Origin of the sequence: Maridesulfovibrio sp. (genome assembly GCF_963666665.1) — a bacterium.
Classification (GTDB): Bacteria; Desulfobacterota; Desulfovibrionia; order Desulfovibrionales; family Desulfovibrionaceae; genus Maridesulfovibrio.
On sequence record NZ_OY762999.1, the window covers coordinates 2,802,354 to 2,819,308 of the forward strand.

Here is a 16,955-nt window from a genome sequence, read left to right on the forward strand (position 1 = left end):
TTGAGTGACCGAAAATGCTGGATCGACCATAGCGGCATTGTGCTGCATTCCGTTGACGGTTTCGATGTAATTCATTGCGAAAGCTGCGGTTTCAAGCACATCATTCCCATTCCCGATGAAGAAGAGTTGGAACGCATCTACAAGCACGAGTACCACATCAAAGACAAACCGCTCATGCTCCAGCACCAGCTGGAAGATGCTGATTGGCACGAAGCAACCAACAAAGCCCGTCTGGAATCGATTGAAAAGCAGCTTAAACGTAAAGGCTCCATTCTGGATATCGGTTCCGGTAACGGCTTTTTCCTCAAGCAGGCAGTAGATATGGGCTGGCAGGTCAAAGGCGTAGAACCATCAGACAAGGCCGTTGATTATTGCAATTCCATCGGACTTGATGTGATACACGGTGTTTTTGATCAAAAGTGTGCTGACTCCATCGGAAAGTTTGACGTTGTGCACCTCTGGGAAGTCCTCGAACACCTGCCCGACCCTATTGGTATGCTTTCTCTCTGCCGCGAAGTGCTTAACCCCGGCGGGTTGATTGTTATCGGCGTTCCCAATGATTACAACAGACTGCAAAAGATCATGAGCGAGAACTTTGACGAAAAACCATGGTGGCTCGCTCCCCCGCATCATATAAATTTCTTTAACCGCAGTTCTCTTGAGAAATTGGTGCGCCGAATCGGCTTTGAACCGCTGCACTACGAAATTTCATTTCCCATGGAGCTGTTCCTGCTCATGGGCAAAAACTATTTGAACGAGCCGGAACTGGGCCGCGAATGCCACGCCATGCGCAAAGAGCTGGAGCTGAACCTGACCCGTAGCGGCAACCGCGATGTTCTCGACAAGCTCTATAACTGTTTTGCCGAGGCCGGATTCGGTCGCCACGCGGTACTCATGGCAGGCAAAAAGGATTAAAAATACATGCAAAGACTGAAAGATAAAATCGCGCTGGTAACAGGCGGAGGACGCGGAATAGGCAAGGCCATCAGCCACAAGCTTGCTGCCGAAGGCGCGCAGGTGATCCTGACTTGGGTCAATGACCGCGAAAGCGCCCAGCAGACCGCAACGGAAATTTCCGAAGAAGGCGGAACCGCGCGCATCATGCAGCTTGAAGTCAGCAATGCTGATTCCGTAGACGCCGTTGTTGCCGACATCACCGCCAATGAAGGCAGACTTGATATTCTGGTCAACAATGCAGGGATCAATGATCCGCAGGATTTCGACAAGATCACTCCTGAAGAATGGGACCGCATCCTTTCAGTAAACTTGAAAGGCCCATTCCTGTGCACCCAGCGCTGCCTTGGCCTGCTCAAGAAAAGCAAAGGATCCAGCGTGATCAACATCGGTTCGGTCAGCGGTCAGTACGGCGGACCGCGCACAGCCCATTACGCAGCAAGCAAGGCCGGACTTATTTCCATGACTCAGGTAGCCGCTCGCTTTGGTGCCCAGTGGAATATCCGCTGTAATACCGTTGCCGCAGGTCTGGTGATCTCGGATATGGCTGATGCAGGCCTGCAGAATCCGGCAGTACAGAAAGCCGCAGAGAATGTCCTGCTTAAACGTTTTGCTGCAGCCTCAGAAGTTGCGGACAGCGTTGCTTACCTTGCTTCCAATGAAAGTTCCTACATCACCGCCCAGACCATCAACGTCAACGGCGGACTTTATTTTTAAGGAGAAGAAATGTCCCAGTATCAGGAACTAGAAAATTTCGCCGCCGAGCTGCGCAAATCCATAATCACCATGAACTGCTATGCCGGATCAGGCCATCCGGGCGGTTCGCTTTCCTGCGTGGAAGTTGTCAGCTGGATTTTTGCCAATGAAATGAATTTCAGCCCTGAAAATATGACTGATCTCTACCGGGACCGCTTCATTCTCTCCAAAGGCCATTCCTGCCTTACCCTCTACGCAGCACTGGCAGAAAAGGGTTTTTTCTCCAAGGAAGAATTCAAGAAACTGCGTCACGCCGACGGCATGCTGCAAGGCCACCCGGACCGAATCAAAACACCGGGAGTGGAATTCAATTCCGGTTCTCTGGGACAGGGGTTTTCTTTCGCTCTGGGCTGCGCTCTGGGAGCAAAACGGGCCAAAAGAGACAACCGAACCTATGTACTGCTCGGAGACGGGGAACTGAACGAAGGCCAGATCTGGGAAGGCTGTATGTTCGCTGCCCACCATAAACTGGACAACATCGTTGCCGTAGTGGACTACAATAAATTTCAGAGCGATGACCTTAACGAAAACATTACCGCCCTTGAACCGCTGAACGACAAATTCAAGGCTTTCGGCTGGCAGGTAATTGAAGTTGACGGCCACGATTTCCGCGAAATTGAAAACGCTTTCTACCGTGCGCGGACAACAGTGGGCAAACCGACCATGATTATCGCCCATACGGTCAAGGGCAAAGGGATTTCATACATGGAGAACGTTCCCAAATGGCACGGCAGCCTCTGCCCCACCGGAGAAGAAAGAAAATGTGCCCTGCGCGAATGCGGATGCGAGGAGCTGGAATAATGCAGAATATGCGAGACGAATTCGGCAAGGCCCTTGTGGAGCTTGCCGCCATCCGTAACGATTTCGTGGTCCTTGATGCCGACGTTGCCGGGGGAACCGGAACCTACCATTTCCGCAAGGCCTACCCGGACCGTTTCATACAATGCGGTATTGCGGAGCAGAACATGTTTTCCATGGCTGCGGGACTGGCGGAGTCAGGAATCATTCCTATCGTGACCTGCTATGCGGTCTTTGCTTCCATGCGTGCACTGGAACAGGCCCGCAACTCAATAGCCTACCCTGATTTCAACGTGAAAATCGCCGCCAGCCATCTCGGCCTTGATGTAGGACCGGACGGGGCTACCCATCAGGCACTTGAAGATATTTCCATCTACCGGGCCATCCCCAACATGACCGTGGTCTCACCTGCTGATCCTGTTGAACTTCGAGCTGTACTGCCCTATCTGCTGGACACCCACGGTCCGCTCTACCTGCGCACCGGACGCAGCCCCCTGCCCGATGTGTTTGATGCGAACACAGATTTTGAACCGGGCAAAGCTCAAGTTCTTGTTGAAGGCGAAGACTGCACCATCATGGCTGTGGGCGTTATGGTTCACCGGGCCGTGAAGGCAGCACAAGAGTTGGCAAAAGAAGGTATTTTCTGTCGCGTACTGAACATGAGCTGGCTCAAACCCATGGACGAAGAAGCGGTCATTAAGGCCGCACAGGAAACCGGAGCCATTGTGTCCTGCGAGGATCACAACAAATACGGCGGCCTCGGCGGAGCTGTTATGGAAATAGTCTGTGAAAACCATCCGGTTCCGGTGGAACGGGTGGCAATTGATGATGTTTTCGGCAGCTCCGGGGAACCGGAAGACCTTGCCCGTGAATACGGGCTCATGCCCGAGGATATCGCAAATGCGGTACGCCGGATCCTGAAACGGAAATAGGAGCACAATGGCTGACCGGAAACGTCTGCTCATAATCGGCACTGCCCAGCTGTGCCACATCAGGAACTTCCTTAACAGCGTGGACCTCAACAGAACGGAAGTGCTGCTGCTACTTCCCGAGCGTGACCGGGGTGCGTTTGACGGCGAAAAGACCCTTTTTTTCTCCGGAACATTCCACCCACTTCTCCCGCCGTTATTGAAAGCAATCCTCACCTTCAGACCTCATAAAACCGTCATTGTCTGCGGTATGACCTACGACCATGACAACGTGGTCCGTGCAGTTTCGTTTTACGCAAATTTCTACAATCTACGCATTCAGACCTGTGTCAGAAATGAACTATCCGCAGCCGATCCAAGTCTAAAAAACGGACTGATCAAAGAAATCGGAAAATGGGCAGGGCTTGGTGCACTTGCCCTGCTGATTAAAGCTGTCTCCATTTTTAAGCCTGTGCGGGTAAGCGAAATCTACTCTTCCCGGCTGGGCCATCTGGCCCTTGATTGCGAACTATACCTTTCTGAAAAAGAACTGGGCCGCCATGACGGTTACCTTGACCTTTTCTACTTCAAAGATGGGCAAGTTGCTAACCAGACACTGGGGAAGCTTTTCTCCCGTAAGATGCATATCAGCAATAACCACCGTTATCTGCTGGAAGCGGTAAATTACTTCAACCTCACGGATAAGCACGGGCTGAAACTGAACACCCGGACTATCGCTCTTGGCCGGGATTACGAATGCCTGATCCAACAGACTGAGACCCACGTAAATTTCACTTCAGCGGAACAGGAACAAGGCCGACGGGAAATTGCCGCCCTTGGACTTGATCCTGATCGTCCGCACGTCTGTTTACTCGGCCGCGACTCCGCTTTCCTGCAACAGACTATGCCCGGAAGTGACGGGGACATGCAGGAACCCCGCAACATGGATATTTCCACCTTCAAAGCCGGAGCCGAAGAACTGCTGCGACTCGGCTACAACGTGATCAGAATCGGTTCCATTGTGCAGGAACCGCTTGAAATCGATCATCCAAATTTTACGGATTACGCATGCAGCGGAAAACAAAATGATTTCATGGACGTTTATCTACCTGCCACATGTGTTTTTTTTACGGGAGTCCCCAGCGGGCCGATGCACATTTGCAACACCTTCAGAATTCCATGCCTGCAGGTCAATGTCGCCCGTCTGGAAGTCATCGATTACTGCTCCCCTGAAGACCTTGCCCTGTTCAAACTCATTCGTTCAGAATCATCAGGACGAATTTTGAGTATTTCCGAAACAATCGACGCCGGAATCAGCAAATGGCCCATTGAAAACTTTGCAGATTCAGATTTTACGGTTATTGACAATACAGAAGACGAACTGCTGGAAGCTATTAAGGAAATGCATCTACGGGTAAGCGGTGAATGGAAGACAACTATTGCTGAGGCAAAGTTGCAGCAGGACTATCGATCTTACCTGAAAGTCTCAAACTACAATACTCGGTTTGAAACTCCGATCAGTGCATATTTCCTTAAAAAACACGCGGACGAACTCTTTAACTCGAAGGACAGCTGATGGATACTCCGATTATTCTGATACAAGCCGCATCAAGGGCTTGGAGCGGAGCACCTGACTGGTGCATGAACGATGTAGACGGACGCCCGGTAGTGGCCCTGACTGTTGAAAGCGCACTCAAAGAATTTCCCGCAGCGGATATTCGAATCATTGCACCGGAGTTTGACCGTGGCGGCAAACTTGACGAAATCCCGGCAATGTTCCCGGAGCATCAAATTTCTGTTTTTTACGGATACGACGACAGTCCTCTGGAACGCATGATTGCGGCTCTGGAAAATGTTGACGAACAAAGTTTGTTCATCCGGGTGGATGGACTGCACTTCGGCTGGCTGGCCGATCACGCCCGCACCATGCTTTCACAAGCTGAAAAAGAAGGTTTGGATTGCGTTAAGACCGAAGACGATTTCCCCATCCAGCTCACCTCCGATATCTACAGGCTGAGTGCACTCAAAAAAGCGCTCTCCATTCTTGAAGAGCGGCCCAACGGTGCACCGTATTGTATCCATCCAAAATTCTTCATGTTCAACGAAGCTGAAGAATTCAAATGCGCCCGCGTAACCGGACCTGCCGTGAGCGAGCAATGGCTCAAGAAATGCCGTGAAACCGCAGAACAGGTATATACTGCCGGAAACATGAATGTCGGACAACACAAATCTATCAGTGCCGGAGACCAACTCAGCTTCCATTATGAACTGGCCCTGGACTACATCAGTCCCGAAGCGCAGGTTCTTGATTGTGCCTGCGGTCCCGGATACGGGGCAAGGATGCTGGCAGGCAAGGCTGAAAAAGTAGTTGCCGCCGACCTCGACATTGAAACCGTACGTCTAGCCTCATCCGGCAAGTACTTCGACAACATCACCTTCCAAACCGGAGATGTGACCTCCCTTAGCTTTGAAGACGGATCTTTTGACGCGGTGACCAGCTTCGAAACAGTGGAACACGTCAATCCCGCACCTTTCTTCAAAGAAATGGAAAGGGTTCTCAAACCGGGAGGCTTACTTATCCTGAGCACCCCCCAGAACAGCCTTGGACATATCCCGGTAAATTCCCAGCACCTGCACGAATTTTCCCTGCAGGAAATCAGCGGGCTTTGCTCTGAACATTTTGAAATCATGCAGACCACGGGCATCAAACAGGGACGCATTGTCTTCCCTGATGATCCCAAAGGCCAGAACACCTTTATGGTCTGCCGTAAACCGGCTTAATTTATGCAAAAGACACTCCTCGTGATCGGTGCCGGACTGGAATCCATTCCAGTGTTGCAAAGGGCAAATGAAATGGGACTGCATGTGGTGGCAGTAGACGCCAACCCGCAGGCTCCCGGATTCGCTCACGCCCATGAATCAGTCATCGGTTGTGTCTACACCCCGAAAATAACGGTTGCCGCCCTGACCAATTGGTCCCAAAAAGGCGGCAAACCGCATGGGGTCATCTGTGCGGCGGTGGATGCACCGGGAACCGTTGCGGCAGTGGCGGATCATTTCGGACTGACTGCGGTCAACGCGAAAACAGCCCGTCTGGCAACTGACAAAAAAGCCATGAAGGACCGTTTCAAAGAACAAGGCATCCCCATCCCGTGGTATCAGGAGATTTTCAGCGCCGGGGAACTGACCAGAATTCTTGATGAACGTCGGGAAACACTGGTCATCAAACCCGTGGACAGCCGGGGCGCACGCGGGGTGCTTCGTCTTGTTTACGGTTCAACAGATATGCCCGACCCCGCATGGGCATTTGAATGCTCAAAAAAAGAATCCCCGACAGGTCGGGTCATGGTGGAAAAACATCTCGACGGCCCGCAGATCAGCACCGAGGGATTTGTGGTCAACGGACAGACTTTCTGCCCCGGCTTCTCGGACCGCAACTATGAATTTCTGGACCGCTTCGCACCAAACATAATTGAAAACGGTGGAGACCTGCCCTCTTTTCTGGACCAGAATACGCAACAAGCGGTAAAAGATCTTTCCGGCAAGGCGGCTATGGCCCTCGGCATTGAAAATTCCATGTTCAAAGGTGACATGGTGGTGCATGACGGGAAGCCCTATGTCATTGAAATGGCCGCCCGTCTTTCCGGGGGCTACTTCTGCTCCCATGAAATTCCATGGAATACCGGAGTTGATTTCACTGGTACTGCCATCAGGCTGGCTCTTGGCGAAACACCTGCCCCCGAGGCTATGACCCCATCCTTCCAAAAAGGCGTAGCCCAGCGTTACATTTTCCCCAAACCGGGTAAGGTGACAGCCATAGAGGGTGTTGATAAAGCGCGGGCCATGGACGGAATCAGCATGGTGGAAATACGCACAGCTGTCGGCGAAACCATTTCCCCGGCCACCAGCCATCCGGCCCGAGCCGGAGTTGTCATGGCAAGGGCTGAAACCCGTGAACAAGCCATCAAACAAGTGGAAGCGGCTGTTGCTTCCATTAGAATCCTTACTGTTTAATTGATATGAAATTTTTTGCCATATTCCACCTCAACCTCATGTTCTCTTCCATTCCTGAAGAGAGCCGCCCGGAGGTTATCAAACGCTGCTATTGGCCGCTCTTGAAACTGGTCCAAAAAGGCTATCCGCTGGGTATTGAGGCTTCTGGAATCACTCTCGAGATCATTCGCGACCTCGATCCACAATGGATTAAAGATTTCAAAGTCCTGCTTCGTTCCGGCAAAGCCGAATTCATCGGCAGCGGCTACGGACAGATCATCGGCCCCCTTGTTCCTCCGTCATTAAACCGGGCCAACCTCGTCTTAGGCAGACAAACCGGGGAAAAAATTCTGGCAACGATCCCCCAGATCGCGCTGATCAATGAACAGGCGTGGTCGGCAGGAATGGCTGCACATTATCTGGAGTCAGGCTATAAAGCAGTTTTCATGGATTACGACAACCCTGCCCGTTACGCTGACTGGGATGAGCATATCCAGCATTTCCCTCAGCGGGCCAAGGGAACCAACGGTGAATCCATTCCGGTAATATGGAGCCGTTCCATGGTCTTCCAGAAATTACAGAGATTCGCCCACCGGGAATTGGAACTGGATGAATACCTCGACTACGTAGAGGGGCTGGGAACCGGAGAAGGCTGGTTACCCATCTACGGCAATGATGCTGAAATTTTTGATTTCCGCCCCCGCCGTTACAAGAATGAAGCCGTGCAGGAAGCGGAAAGCGAATGGAAACTTATTGAACAGGTATTTAAAATCCTGCTGAAACGCGGTCATGAATTTCAGCTACCCTCTGCTGTGCTTAAGGGATTGGGCCACAAATACGGAGGGAATGAGCTTGAGCTGAGTTGTGCCAGTCAGCCTATTCCAGTCAAGAAACAAAGCAAATACAACATCACCCGCTGGGCTCTAAGCGGACGCGACGATTTCCAGCTCAATTCCCTTTGCCGTGCTGTCTGTCATAAGCTTGAGCAGGAATTTCCCTTCTGCGCTGATAATGAAGAGAAATGGAGAGACCTCTGCTTCTGCTGGTCCAGCGATCTGCGCACCCACATCACCGGAAAACGCTATAATGACTCGCTTACAAAACTTGAACAGTTGGCCTTTGCAACCAAGACGGCAGTCCGCGAACCGTATTTTCAAGTCTCCGGAACTCCGGCCCGCAATCATGGACGCATGCTTACACTGGAATCTGAATGCGCAAATGTAACCCTGAATACTGCCAAGGGTCTGGCTATACAGGAAGCGTCATTCCGCTCCCATGACAACATCCCCGCATTCGGAACACTCGGACATGGCTACTTTGAAGAAATAGATCTTGGCGCGGATTTCTTTTCCGGCCATATCATCATGGAAGGTCCGGGAATTCCAAAAGACACCGATCTGGCCAGAATTACGCCGCTTATTTCCGAAAGCGACGAATTCATCACCGCTTCATGCTCCATAGACTTATATCAAGGCATGCTCGACAAAGCGGTCCGCATCCATAAAAAAAAAGAACAGATAGATATACTGTACCGCTTTGCGCTGACTTGCAGACCTCCTGGATTCGCCCGCATAGGGCATGTCACCCTGCTCACTGCTGACATGGACCCGACCGGACTTTTCTATTGCAGCAGTAACGGCGGACAGGAAGAACACTTTTCCCTCAACGGGCTGACCTTTGACCACAGCGATAATATTTCATTTGCCGTATCAGCTTCGCAGGGGCTGGGCATGACCGATTCAAAAGTAGTGCTGGGCGGAGCTGAACGGGCCTTGGAAATCAGCCCCCTATATCCTGAACATGGTTTTATCGGCATGATCAAATGCAGGCAGGCCGCGCCATCGCCTTTTGTACGGATATTCTTCTCCATGCAGGAGATGGACGAGACCAGTACGCGGGGATGCGGACCGGACCCCAAATTTAATTTCAGCACCGGATTCAGCATAGAACCCCGGCCCGGAGAATAGAATGAAAAAAACACGTCCCAAACTTTCAGTCTCAATTATCGACACCACGCGAATAACCCCGGAGGAATGGGACGGTTATCAATCCTTCCCGACCATTACCGATGTTAACGGAGAGCTGCTGGTGGGCTTCCGCAGGGCTGTGAACATCAGCGAAGACCTGCGCCAGAGAATGGATCACGGTATGGCCGGTGACATCTATACCACCCGCTCTACTGACGACGGTCAAACCTTCGAACGCCCGCAACAGATAATCAGCCACGCGGACAACCATACAAACGAACATGACGCCTTGGTCACTCATCTGGGCAACAACAATGTGCTACTCATTTCGCGCACCCATACCTCAGAACTGCGTCGTAACTATTTTTCCCTGAGCACGGGCGGCGGCAGGACATTTCCTGACCGTCAGCCGCTGGACATTCCCGGCGGGGAGTGGGCCTCTTTCGGACACTTCATTCCTGCTCTAGATGATGAAAACACATTCATCGGAACATTTTACAACGGTCCGGGCTGCGGCACCTTCCGCTTAAATCCCAAGACAGGGGAAATATCGGAGCAGTCTTACATCTACGAATATTTTCCGGAATACAGGCTCAATGAAACATCTATTACCCGTCTGCCTTCAGGACGGATACTGGCCCTCATGCGTCAAGCTCCTTGCATGGAAGGGTTATTCAAAGCTACTTCTGATGATGACGGCAGGACATGGTCCACTCCAGAGCCTATCGGAATCTACGGAGAAGCGCCTTCCGTCAAGCTTCTGCCGGACGGACGGGTATTGGCGATCTACCGGGGCATGATCCGCAAAAACAAAAAGTGCCGTGTTGCCCTGACAATCTCCGAAGACGGTGGCGAAACATGGAGCCATCCCCAGACCCTCGCATGGTACAAAGGCGGCAGATTTCACGGCGGTTACGGTGATCTGGCCATTAACGAAAAAGGGCAGGTTATTGCCGTCTACTATATTTCACGCAAGCATGAAGGGCCGGTTGTGGAACGGATGGTGCTTGGGGTATAATCTTTTGACACTACCTCTTTGACCTTCGATTAATAGTTGCAGATGCGGCTAATAAATTTCTTTTATAAACCCAACCACATTGAAAGGACACAACATGAAAATATGTTCCTTAGTCGGTGCAAGACCACAGTTTATCAAGGAAGCTCTCATAAGTGCTGAAGTCACAAAAAATCACGAATGGGAACATATTGTTATCCATTCCGGGCAGCATTATGACTTTAAAATGTCCGACATCTTTTTCAATGAACTAAATATCCCCAATCCGGCTTACAATCTTGGAGTAGGCTCAGGATCACATGCAGAGATGACAGCAGCAGCTCTTACAGGAGTAGAACAGGTGCTTATAAAAGAAAATCCTGCGGGACTAATTGTATATGGTGACACAAATACAACTCTCGCAGGAGCTCTTGCTGCCGCTAAGATAGATATACCTGTTATTCATGTTGAAGCAGGAATTAGACAACAGCCTAAATCTATGCCGGAAGAAATTAATCGTGTACTTACTGACAAACTATCCACAATATTATGTTGTTGTTCAGACTTATCGTTATCCAACCTGAAAAAAGAAAATATTGAAACAAACGCCAGCGTCACAGGCGACATTATGTATGATTTATTTATGCATATGTATCCAAAATTCTCTCCGGAAAAACAATGTTCAGAGCACGGAATACAACCTCAAAAATTTATTGTTGCAACTATTCATCGTGATTTTAATACCGACAACGCAGCCTATCTAAAAGGGATACTCGAAGGTTTAAATGAACTTCGACGCAAGACTGATCTTGAAATTGTATTTCCAATCCATCCAAGGACCACAAAGAGAATACAAGAATTCGGACTAACAGATCTGGTCGACGGCTTAAAGATACTTCCCCCTCTCGGTTATGTTGAATTAATGTCTTTAGTTTGCGCTTCTTCATTTGTAATAACTGACAGCGGAGGCCTGCAAAAAGAGGCATATTATGCGAACCGTCGTGCGGTCGTTATTATGCCCGATACGGGGTGGCGTGAGTTGATAGAGTGTGGATGGAACCTTTTATCTCCCCCTAACCGCGATGACATCGTATTATATGGAGAAAAGGCTCTTAGAGACTGCCATAAGCCTAATTCTTTATATGGAAATGGAGACGCAGCAAAAAAGATTGTGAAAGCTGTCAAAGAAGGCATTCCTGTATAGACATCAGTAGACTCACACCCTCATAATCAGGTATTGGCATAGTGTGTGCAGCTGTCTTCCCCTAAGGCAAGCCTTTGACATAATGCTTTTTTTTGTGGCATTTTCTTTTATACATTAAAAGCTTCAAAATACAGAAATGATGTCTCAGACGATTATTTATTCGAAATTAAGTACGCATATTCAGCAACTTAAAACTCAAACATTAACTGTTAGCATATATTTAAAGTAATCTTTTAGTCTTCAATACAGGGTATATCTTATGATTTACTGGGTCTCTCCTGAACAAATCAAAATGTGCACACATGTTGTTTTCAAGATTTACGAGCATACAAACTCAATCATCGATGGAGATTGGGATAAAGAAAAAAGCCCGTTTGAAGATGCTACTATGTTTTATTCTTCATTTAAACGCCGTTTAGCCGGCGATGAATGGGATAATATTGAATATTATAAACACAATGCAAAATTGATATCACAGGGCGAGATAAGATGGGGATGCTCTACTGCTGATGAATTTCTAAACAGGTGCAAAGGACTCGACAAAATATACACCAACATCAAAGAGTTCGGTTTTTGTCAAACAGACATAAACGACTTTATATCTGTTGCAGTAGACAGGGATGGACAATTACTACTTTGCAATGGACGACATCGTCTTACTTTTTCAAAGCTGTTAAAGCTTGAAGCAATTCCCATTAAAATTATTGTTAGACATACAAAATGGGTTGAATTTTGTGAGCAAGTAAAAGGATACACCAATGTCCCCGGGAGGGGTGGTAAAATTTATGCTCCAATAGATCACCCTGAATTCACTCACTGGCCAATCCGCCACACAGGACGCTCGTCTATCATCATCGACCATATGCTCCCATCAGGCAAAACGGTATTGGATATCGGAACACATTGGGGGTATTTTCCTACTATTCTGGAAAGACTTGGTAAAAAGTGCGTAGGTGTCGAAAATCTTGGCGAACAGCTGTTCTTTCTTCACAAATTAAAAAAAGCAAATGATGCCGAGTTTGAAATTGTTTCCGATGACATATTTAACTACATCGGAGAAGGAAAAAAATTCGACACTGTCCTTGCTCTAGCGATTTTTCACCATTTTTTAAAAACAGAAGAACTTCATTCAAAGCTTGTAAATTTATTACGCTCACTGGAAATGAAAGAGATGTTCTTACTGACTCATTCTGAGAATGAACCCCAAATGAAACATGCATACGTTGACTATGCCCCGGAAAAATTTGCTGAATTTATAATAAAACACTCCTGCCTTGACTCATATCATGAAATTGCAGATTTCAATGGACGCAAACTTTACCATATCTTTCAATCCCAAAACGCAGATCTGTATCCGCAGCCGATACAGGATTTCAGAATAATATTTGTTGCTTTTGTTAATGCCACATATCCCCAAATCTTCAAAAAAGTAGATGGACAAATACGTGGACTGAAAGCAAATCATCCCAATAGTCATTGCATTGTTTTAGGTACTGGCGATGATTCTGTAGACACATCTGCTTATGATTTTGACTTCATTGATTTACGCAATTTCGAGAATGGATATGCTCAACGAGGTGTTATTGCCGCACAGATATTAAAACGTCTCTCGCCTGACGTTATTTACATGCGTTATCCTCCAGCAGATGCCGGAGTTGAATTTATAACCCGTAACTTCAAGAACATTTTATTTGAGCACCAAACAATAGAACTTGACGAATTAATTAAGACAAACCCCAACTCTTTTATAAATGAGCTGGCATTCGGTTCTACATGTATACAACGCGGATTAGGAGGCGTTGGCGTCACAAGCGAAATAGTTAACTACGAACGTAGAAGAGCTTCAAAGTCCAAAAGCTATAGAGTTATGGGAAATGGGATCGATGAAAAAGATCTTCCTTTGTCCAAACAACCAGAAAAATCCGGGAAAATACATGCTCTATGCGTTGCCCATTACAACCACTGGCATGGGTTGGACAGACTCATTAAGGGGTGTGGTAATTCACCTGAAATTGCGGAAAAATTCCGGTTCCACGTCATTGGAGACGGTCCGACCTTACATGAATACAAAACCCTTGTCGCCAAGCTAAATGTTGGAGACACATTCATCTTCCATGGAAGGAAAAATAAATCAGAAATAGATCCATATGCTGATATATCCTGTTTTGCAGTGGGTTCATTAGCTTTTTTCCGCAACAACCTTAAGCAAATAGCAGCTCTTAAGCATCGCGAATATGCATTACGAGGGCTTCCAATCATGTTTGCAGACGAAGACGTCGATTTTAATCGTAGCATGGAATTTTGCCACATCATTAATCACGACGAGTCGCCTGTAGACATGATCTCACTTCTTGATTTTGCTCAGAAATGCAGAAAAAACCCACTGCTCCGTCTGCATATAAGAGAATACGCATTGAAAGAACTGAATTGGACCAAAAAAATGAAAACAGTTGTCGAAGTAGCTCGTAGGGCATTAGAACGAGACATATTCAACAAAAACCATCAATAAGCCCTAAAACCCCGTACTTACAATGCCAAACAAGACGACTCTCGAAGATGCAGTTTCAAAATATGCAGGAACGGGCAAACGCCCTAAAAACCTTTTTAAAGCTGTTGTCAATTTTCTAAAAAACGAGGGAGAATCCGAAATACTGGCCTCGTGGGTGATGCAGTCCCAACTAGCGGAAGGGGAAATCATGGTCCCTGAGCAAGGAAACCCTTTGGTTTCTTTTGTTGTCCCCTGCTTCAACCATGCAGAATATCTGCGTGAATGCGTTCACAGCCTGCTGAAGCAAGATTTTAACTCTTTTGAAATTATTATCATCAACGATGGCAGCACAGACAATACAGACGAAGTAGCCACCCAGCTTGAAAATGAATTTCCGACCCAACGCATCCGGCATATAAATCAGGAAAACAGAGGTCTGGTTCGTTCAAGAAACAGAGGCTGCACTATTGCCAAGGGCAAATATATACTGCCTATTGATGCGGACGACCTCATTGCCCCCACCTTTCTCAGCAAAACGGTGGAGGTGCTCGAATCACATCCCGAACTCGATTACGTCAGCAGCAAGGCCCTTTTCTTTGGGCATTCAAATTTAATTTGGCCCAAAAATGATCTTGTCCCGGCCAATTTCTTTGCCACCAACCAGCAGACCTGCACTACTCTTTTCCGCAAATCCATGTGGAAAGAACTAGGCGGGTATGACGAGAGCATGACCCGTGGATATGAGGATTGGGAATTATGGATTCGAGCCACTAAAAACGGTCACATCGGTATACAGATAGATGAACCGCTTTTTTTCTACCGCCGCAAGGCGGATTCCATGATCACTAATTCAAGACAAAAAGACGCTGAGATCAAGGAACAAATTGTCCGACTGCATCCGGATATCTACGATGCTTCACGGCTCAAAAATTTTGAAAATGAAATGCACTGGTCCAACTGGATTCCACCTCAACTGGTCCGCGCAGACTTCTCTATATCCACACCCAACAGGGCTGAACAGAACGCAGACCGGGAAATAGAAAAACAGCTCGAAAACCTGAAAAAGCACATTCTGGGCTTGATGGCCCAGATTGACCCCAGACAAAAAACTCACTTCCTGAAGCCCGATGCAGCAAACGTAACGCAGGACAAATTTGCATCACTCTATAAACAAATTTCTACAAGAGCGACAAAGCTCAATGCCGCAGGACAAACAGCGCAAGCTCTCGATGTTGCTGCAATCCTACTATCTCTTTATCCGCTGGAGAAACATGCGGTCCTTCTCTTCATGGACACACTCATCAAAAACGATGACTTCTCAACCTGCTACAGTGTTGGATCGCTATACCTATCACTCTGGAATCTGGAACGCCATATTCTAGAGCGTATGTCTCATAGTCTGTGCGGTCAGGCAGATATTCCGGAAAACAAAGAAAAAGCTCTCGGCTTTCTTGAAGGTGCGACCCTGCTGGCCCCGGACTATCACTTAGCATGGATGAAGAAATTCGAATTCCAAATAGCAGGAAAACTCTACCGAACAGCAGAACGTACCAGAAAACAAGCTGCAGACCTCGGTATAAAACTACCTTCTGTTAAGCTGCCGGACTCAGCAAAAACTGCAGGTAATGTAAAACACATCTGGTATATAACAAATGCCTTCGGCTACATTGGAGGAGGAGTTAACGGGGTTTCTCAAGCAAAATTCATGACACTGGGCAGTCTTCTTGCTAACGACGATCTGTGCAATGTTACGATGATAACTCCGCTAACAATCGCCCTACCTGCTGGAATTGCAGAGTTTTCCCGCCAGTATCATATCCCGCGAGAAAGAGAAGATGCTTCATGGCCGGATTTTATTGCAACGGTCAGAACGGAACCGCAAAGCCATCTAGGCATAACCGATCAAGACGAATTTAACGGAGAATGGCTTCCCTGTCGCCTCCCAGAAGGGAAACCGGACTTAATAGTCATTGAAGGCGTAAGAACCGAGCCTCACGAATTCCTGACCGGATTAGGCCTGAACGTTGACTGCCCGCGGTTATATATGCACCACAACTCTCCCTACCACTACTCCGGCGAGATTACAGATGAAGGTTCCTTGCCGGTAATGCTGAAAGCATTGGAGCAATACACATACAATGTCAGTGTGTCTAAAACCGTAACAGATGAATGGAAAGCCTTACCCGAACAACGTGATAAAAAATGGTTCAGCATCGTCAACTGCATCAGGGAAGATGAGGCTGCCGAAGTCCGTTCCCGTTCTGTTCAGGAAGTACGCCGGGAAATTGGCGTTCCTGAACAGGAATTTTTGATTCTCTGCCTTGCCAGCGTACAGCACCGTAAGGGGCAGGACATTCTCCTAAATCAAATGAATGAGATTCTCGAAGAACTTCCCAATGCACGAGTAATTTTCGTCGGCCCGGTACTGCCTGACCGCGGAGGAGTGGACATCGTGGAGATGAGCAAGAACCAGCCATATTCACATCGAGTGCACTTTGTAGGGGCCAAAGAAAACGCCCTTGATTACATCTATGCCTGTGACCTGCTGGTCTTACCCTCGCGGGAAGAAGCTCTGCCGCTTTCAATCATGGAAGCGATGTCCTTAGGCAGAACCTGCGTAGCTTCTGACGTCTACGGCATACCTGAAATGATTGTTCACGGAGAAACCGGGCTGATGTTTTCGTTGGACAAACAAGAGGATTTGTCCGAGCACATAATCCGGTTAGGTAAAAATAACAAAGAACGTGAAGAAATGGCTGCAAAAGCCGAAATCCGTTACCGGGAAAACTTTTCACGGAAAAGGCATGCTGAAAGATGGCGCGAAGTTTTGAGGGAAATACAAGCACTAGAAAACTAATAGAAACATCCTCAACACAAATTTGCGTACAGACTA

General features: G+C 48.1%; 12 protein-coding genes. All 12 read left to right on the plus strand.

The annotated features are described in order from the left end of the window. The 12 genes from ACKU40_RS12850 (at position 1) to ACKU40_RS12905 (ending at position 16,919) form a co-directional block, all read left to right on the plus strand. A complete protein-coding gene (locus tag ACKU40_RS12850; protein ID WP_320173191.1) occupies positions 1 to 915 on the plus strand; it encodes a class I SAM-dependent methyltransferase in 915 nt (304 codons plus the stop codon). A gap of 6 nt (positions 916 to 921) precedes the next feature. After that, positions 922 to 1,671, plus strand: a complete 750-nt coding sequence (locus ACKU40_RS12855; protein ID WP_320173192.1) for a 3-oxoacyl-ACP reductase family protein — start codon at positions 922 to 924, stop codon at positions 1,669 to 1,671. Between the two features lie 9 nt (positions 1,672 to 1,680). Then, positions 1,681 to 2,511: a transketolase gene (locus tag ACKU40_RS12860; protein WP_320173193.1), complete on the plus strand. Its 831-nt coding sequence runs from the start codon at positions 1,681 to 1,683 to the stop codon at positions 2,509 to 2,511. Further along, positions 2,511 to 3,440, plus strand: a complete 930-nt coding sequence (locus ACKU40_RS12865) for a transketolase family protein (RefSeq protein WP_320173194.1) — start codon at positions 2,511 to 2,513, stop codon at positions 3,438 to 3,440. The genes ACKU40_RS12860 and ACKU40_RS12865 overlap by 1 nt, the downstream gene beginning before the upstream one ends. Positions 3,441 to 3,447: 7 nt before the next feature. Continuing rightward, positions 3,448 to 4,992 (plus strand): TIGR04372 family glycosyltransferase, encoded by a 1,545-nt coding sequence (locus ACKU40_RS12870; RefSeq protein WP_320173195.1) that lies wholly within the window; start codon positions 3,448 to 3,450, stop codon positions 4,990 to 4,992. After that, the gene (locus tag ACKU40_RS12875; protein WP_320173196.1) at positions 4,992 to 6,197 is read left to right on the plus strand and encodes a methyltransferase domain-containing protein; all 1,206 of its coding nucleotides are present in this window, start codon (positions 4,992 to 4,994) and stop codon (positions 6,195 to 6,197) included. The genes ACKU40_RS12870 and ACKU40_RS12875 overlap by 1 nt, the downstream gene beginning before the upstream one ends. Before the next feature lie 3 nt (positions 6,198 to 6,200). Then, on the plus strand, positions 6,201 to 7,430 hold the full coding sequence (locus tag ACKU40_RS12880) for an ATP-grasp domain-containing protein (RefSeq protein ID WP_320173197.1): 1,230 nt from the start codon (positions 6,201 to 6,203) through the stop codon (positions 7,428 to 7,430). A 5-nt stretch (positions 7,431 to 7,435) separates the two neighbouring features. Continuing rightward, positions 7,436 to 9,376, plus strand: coding sequence for a glycoside hydrolase (locus ACKU40_RS12885; RefSeq protein WP_320173198.1), 1,941 nt, complete (start codon positions 7,436 to 7,438; stop codon positions 9,374 to 9,376). A 1-nt stretch (position 9,377) separates the two neighbouring features. Then, positions 9,378 to 10,394, plus strand: coding sequence for a sialidase family protein (locus ACKU40_RS12890; RefSeq protein ID WP_320173199.1), 1,017 nt, complete (start codon positions 9,378 to 9,380; stop codon positions 10,392 to 10,394). A 94-nt stretch (positions 10,395 to 10,488) separates the two neighbouring features. After that, positions 10,489 to 11,574 carry a non-hydrolyzing UDP-N-acetylglucosamine 2-epimerase gene (wecB, locus tag ACKU40_RS12895; RefSeq protein ID WP_320173200.1) on the plus strand — a complete coding sequence of 362 codons (1,086 nt, stop codon included), beginning with the start codon at positions 10,489 to 10,491 and terminating at the stop codon, positions 11,572 to 11,574. A 259-nt stretch (positions 11,575 to 11,833) separates the two neighbouring features. Next, positions 11,834 to 14,083 (plus strand): glycosyltransferase, encoded by a 2,250-nt coding sequence (locus tag ACKU40_RS12900; RefSeq protein WP_320173201.1) that lies wholly within the window; start codon positions 11,834 to 11,836, stop codon positions 14,081 to 14,083. 22 nt (positions 14,084 to 14,105) lie between these two features. After that, entirely contained in the window at positions 14,106 to 16,919 is a 2,814-nt protein-coding gene (locus tag ACKU40_RS12905; protein ID WP_320173202.1) for a glycosyltransferase, read from the plus strand. Positions 16,920 to 16,955: the final 36 nt, after the last annotated feature.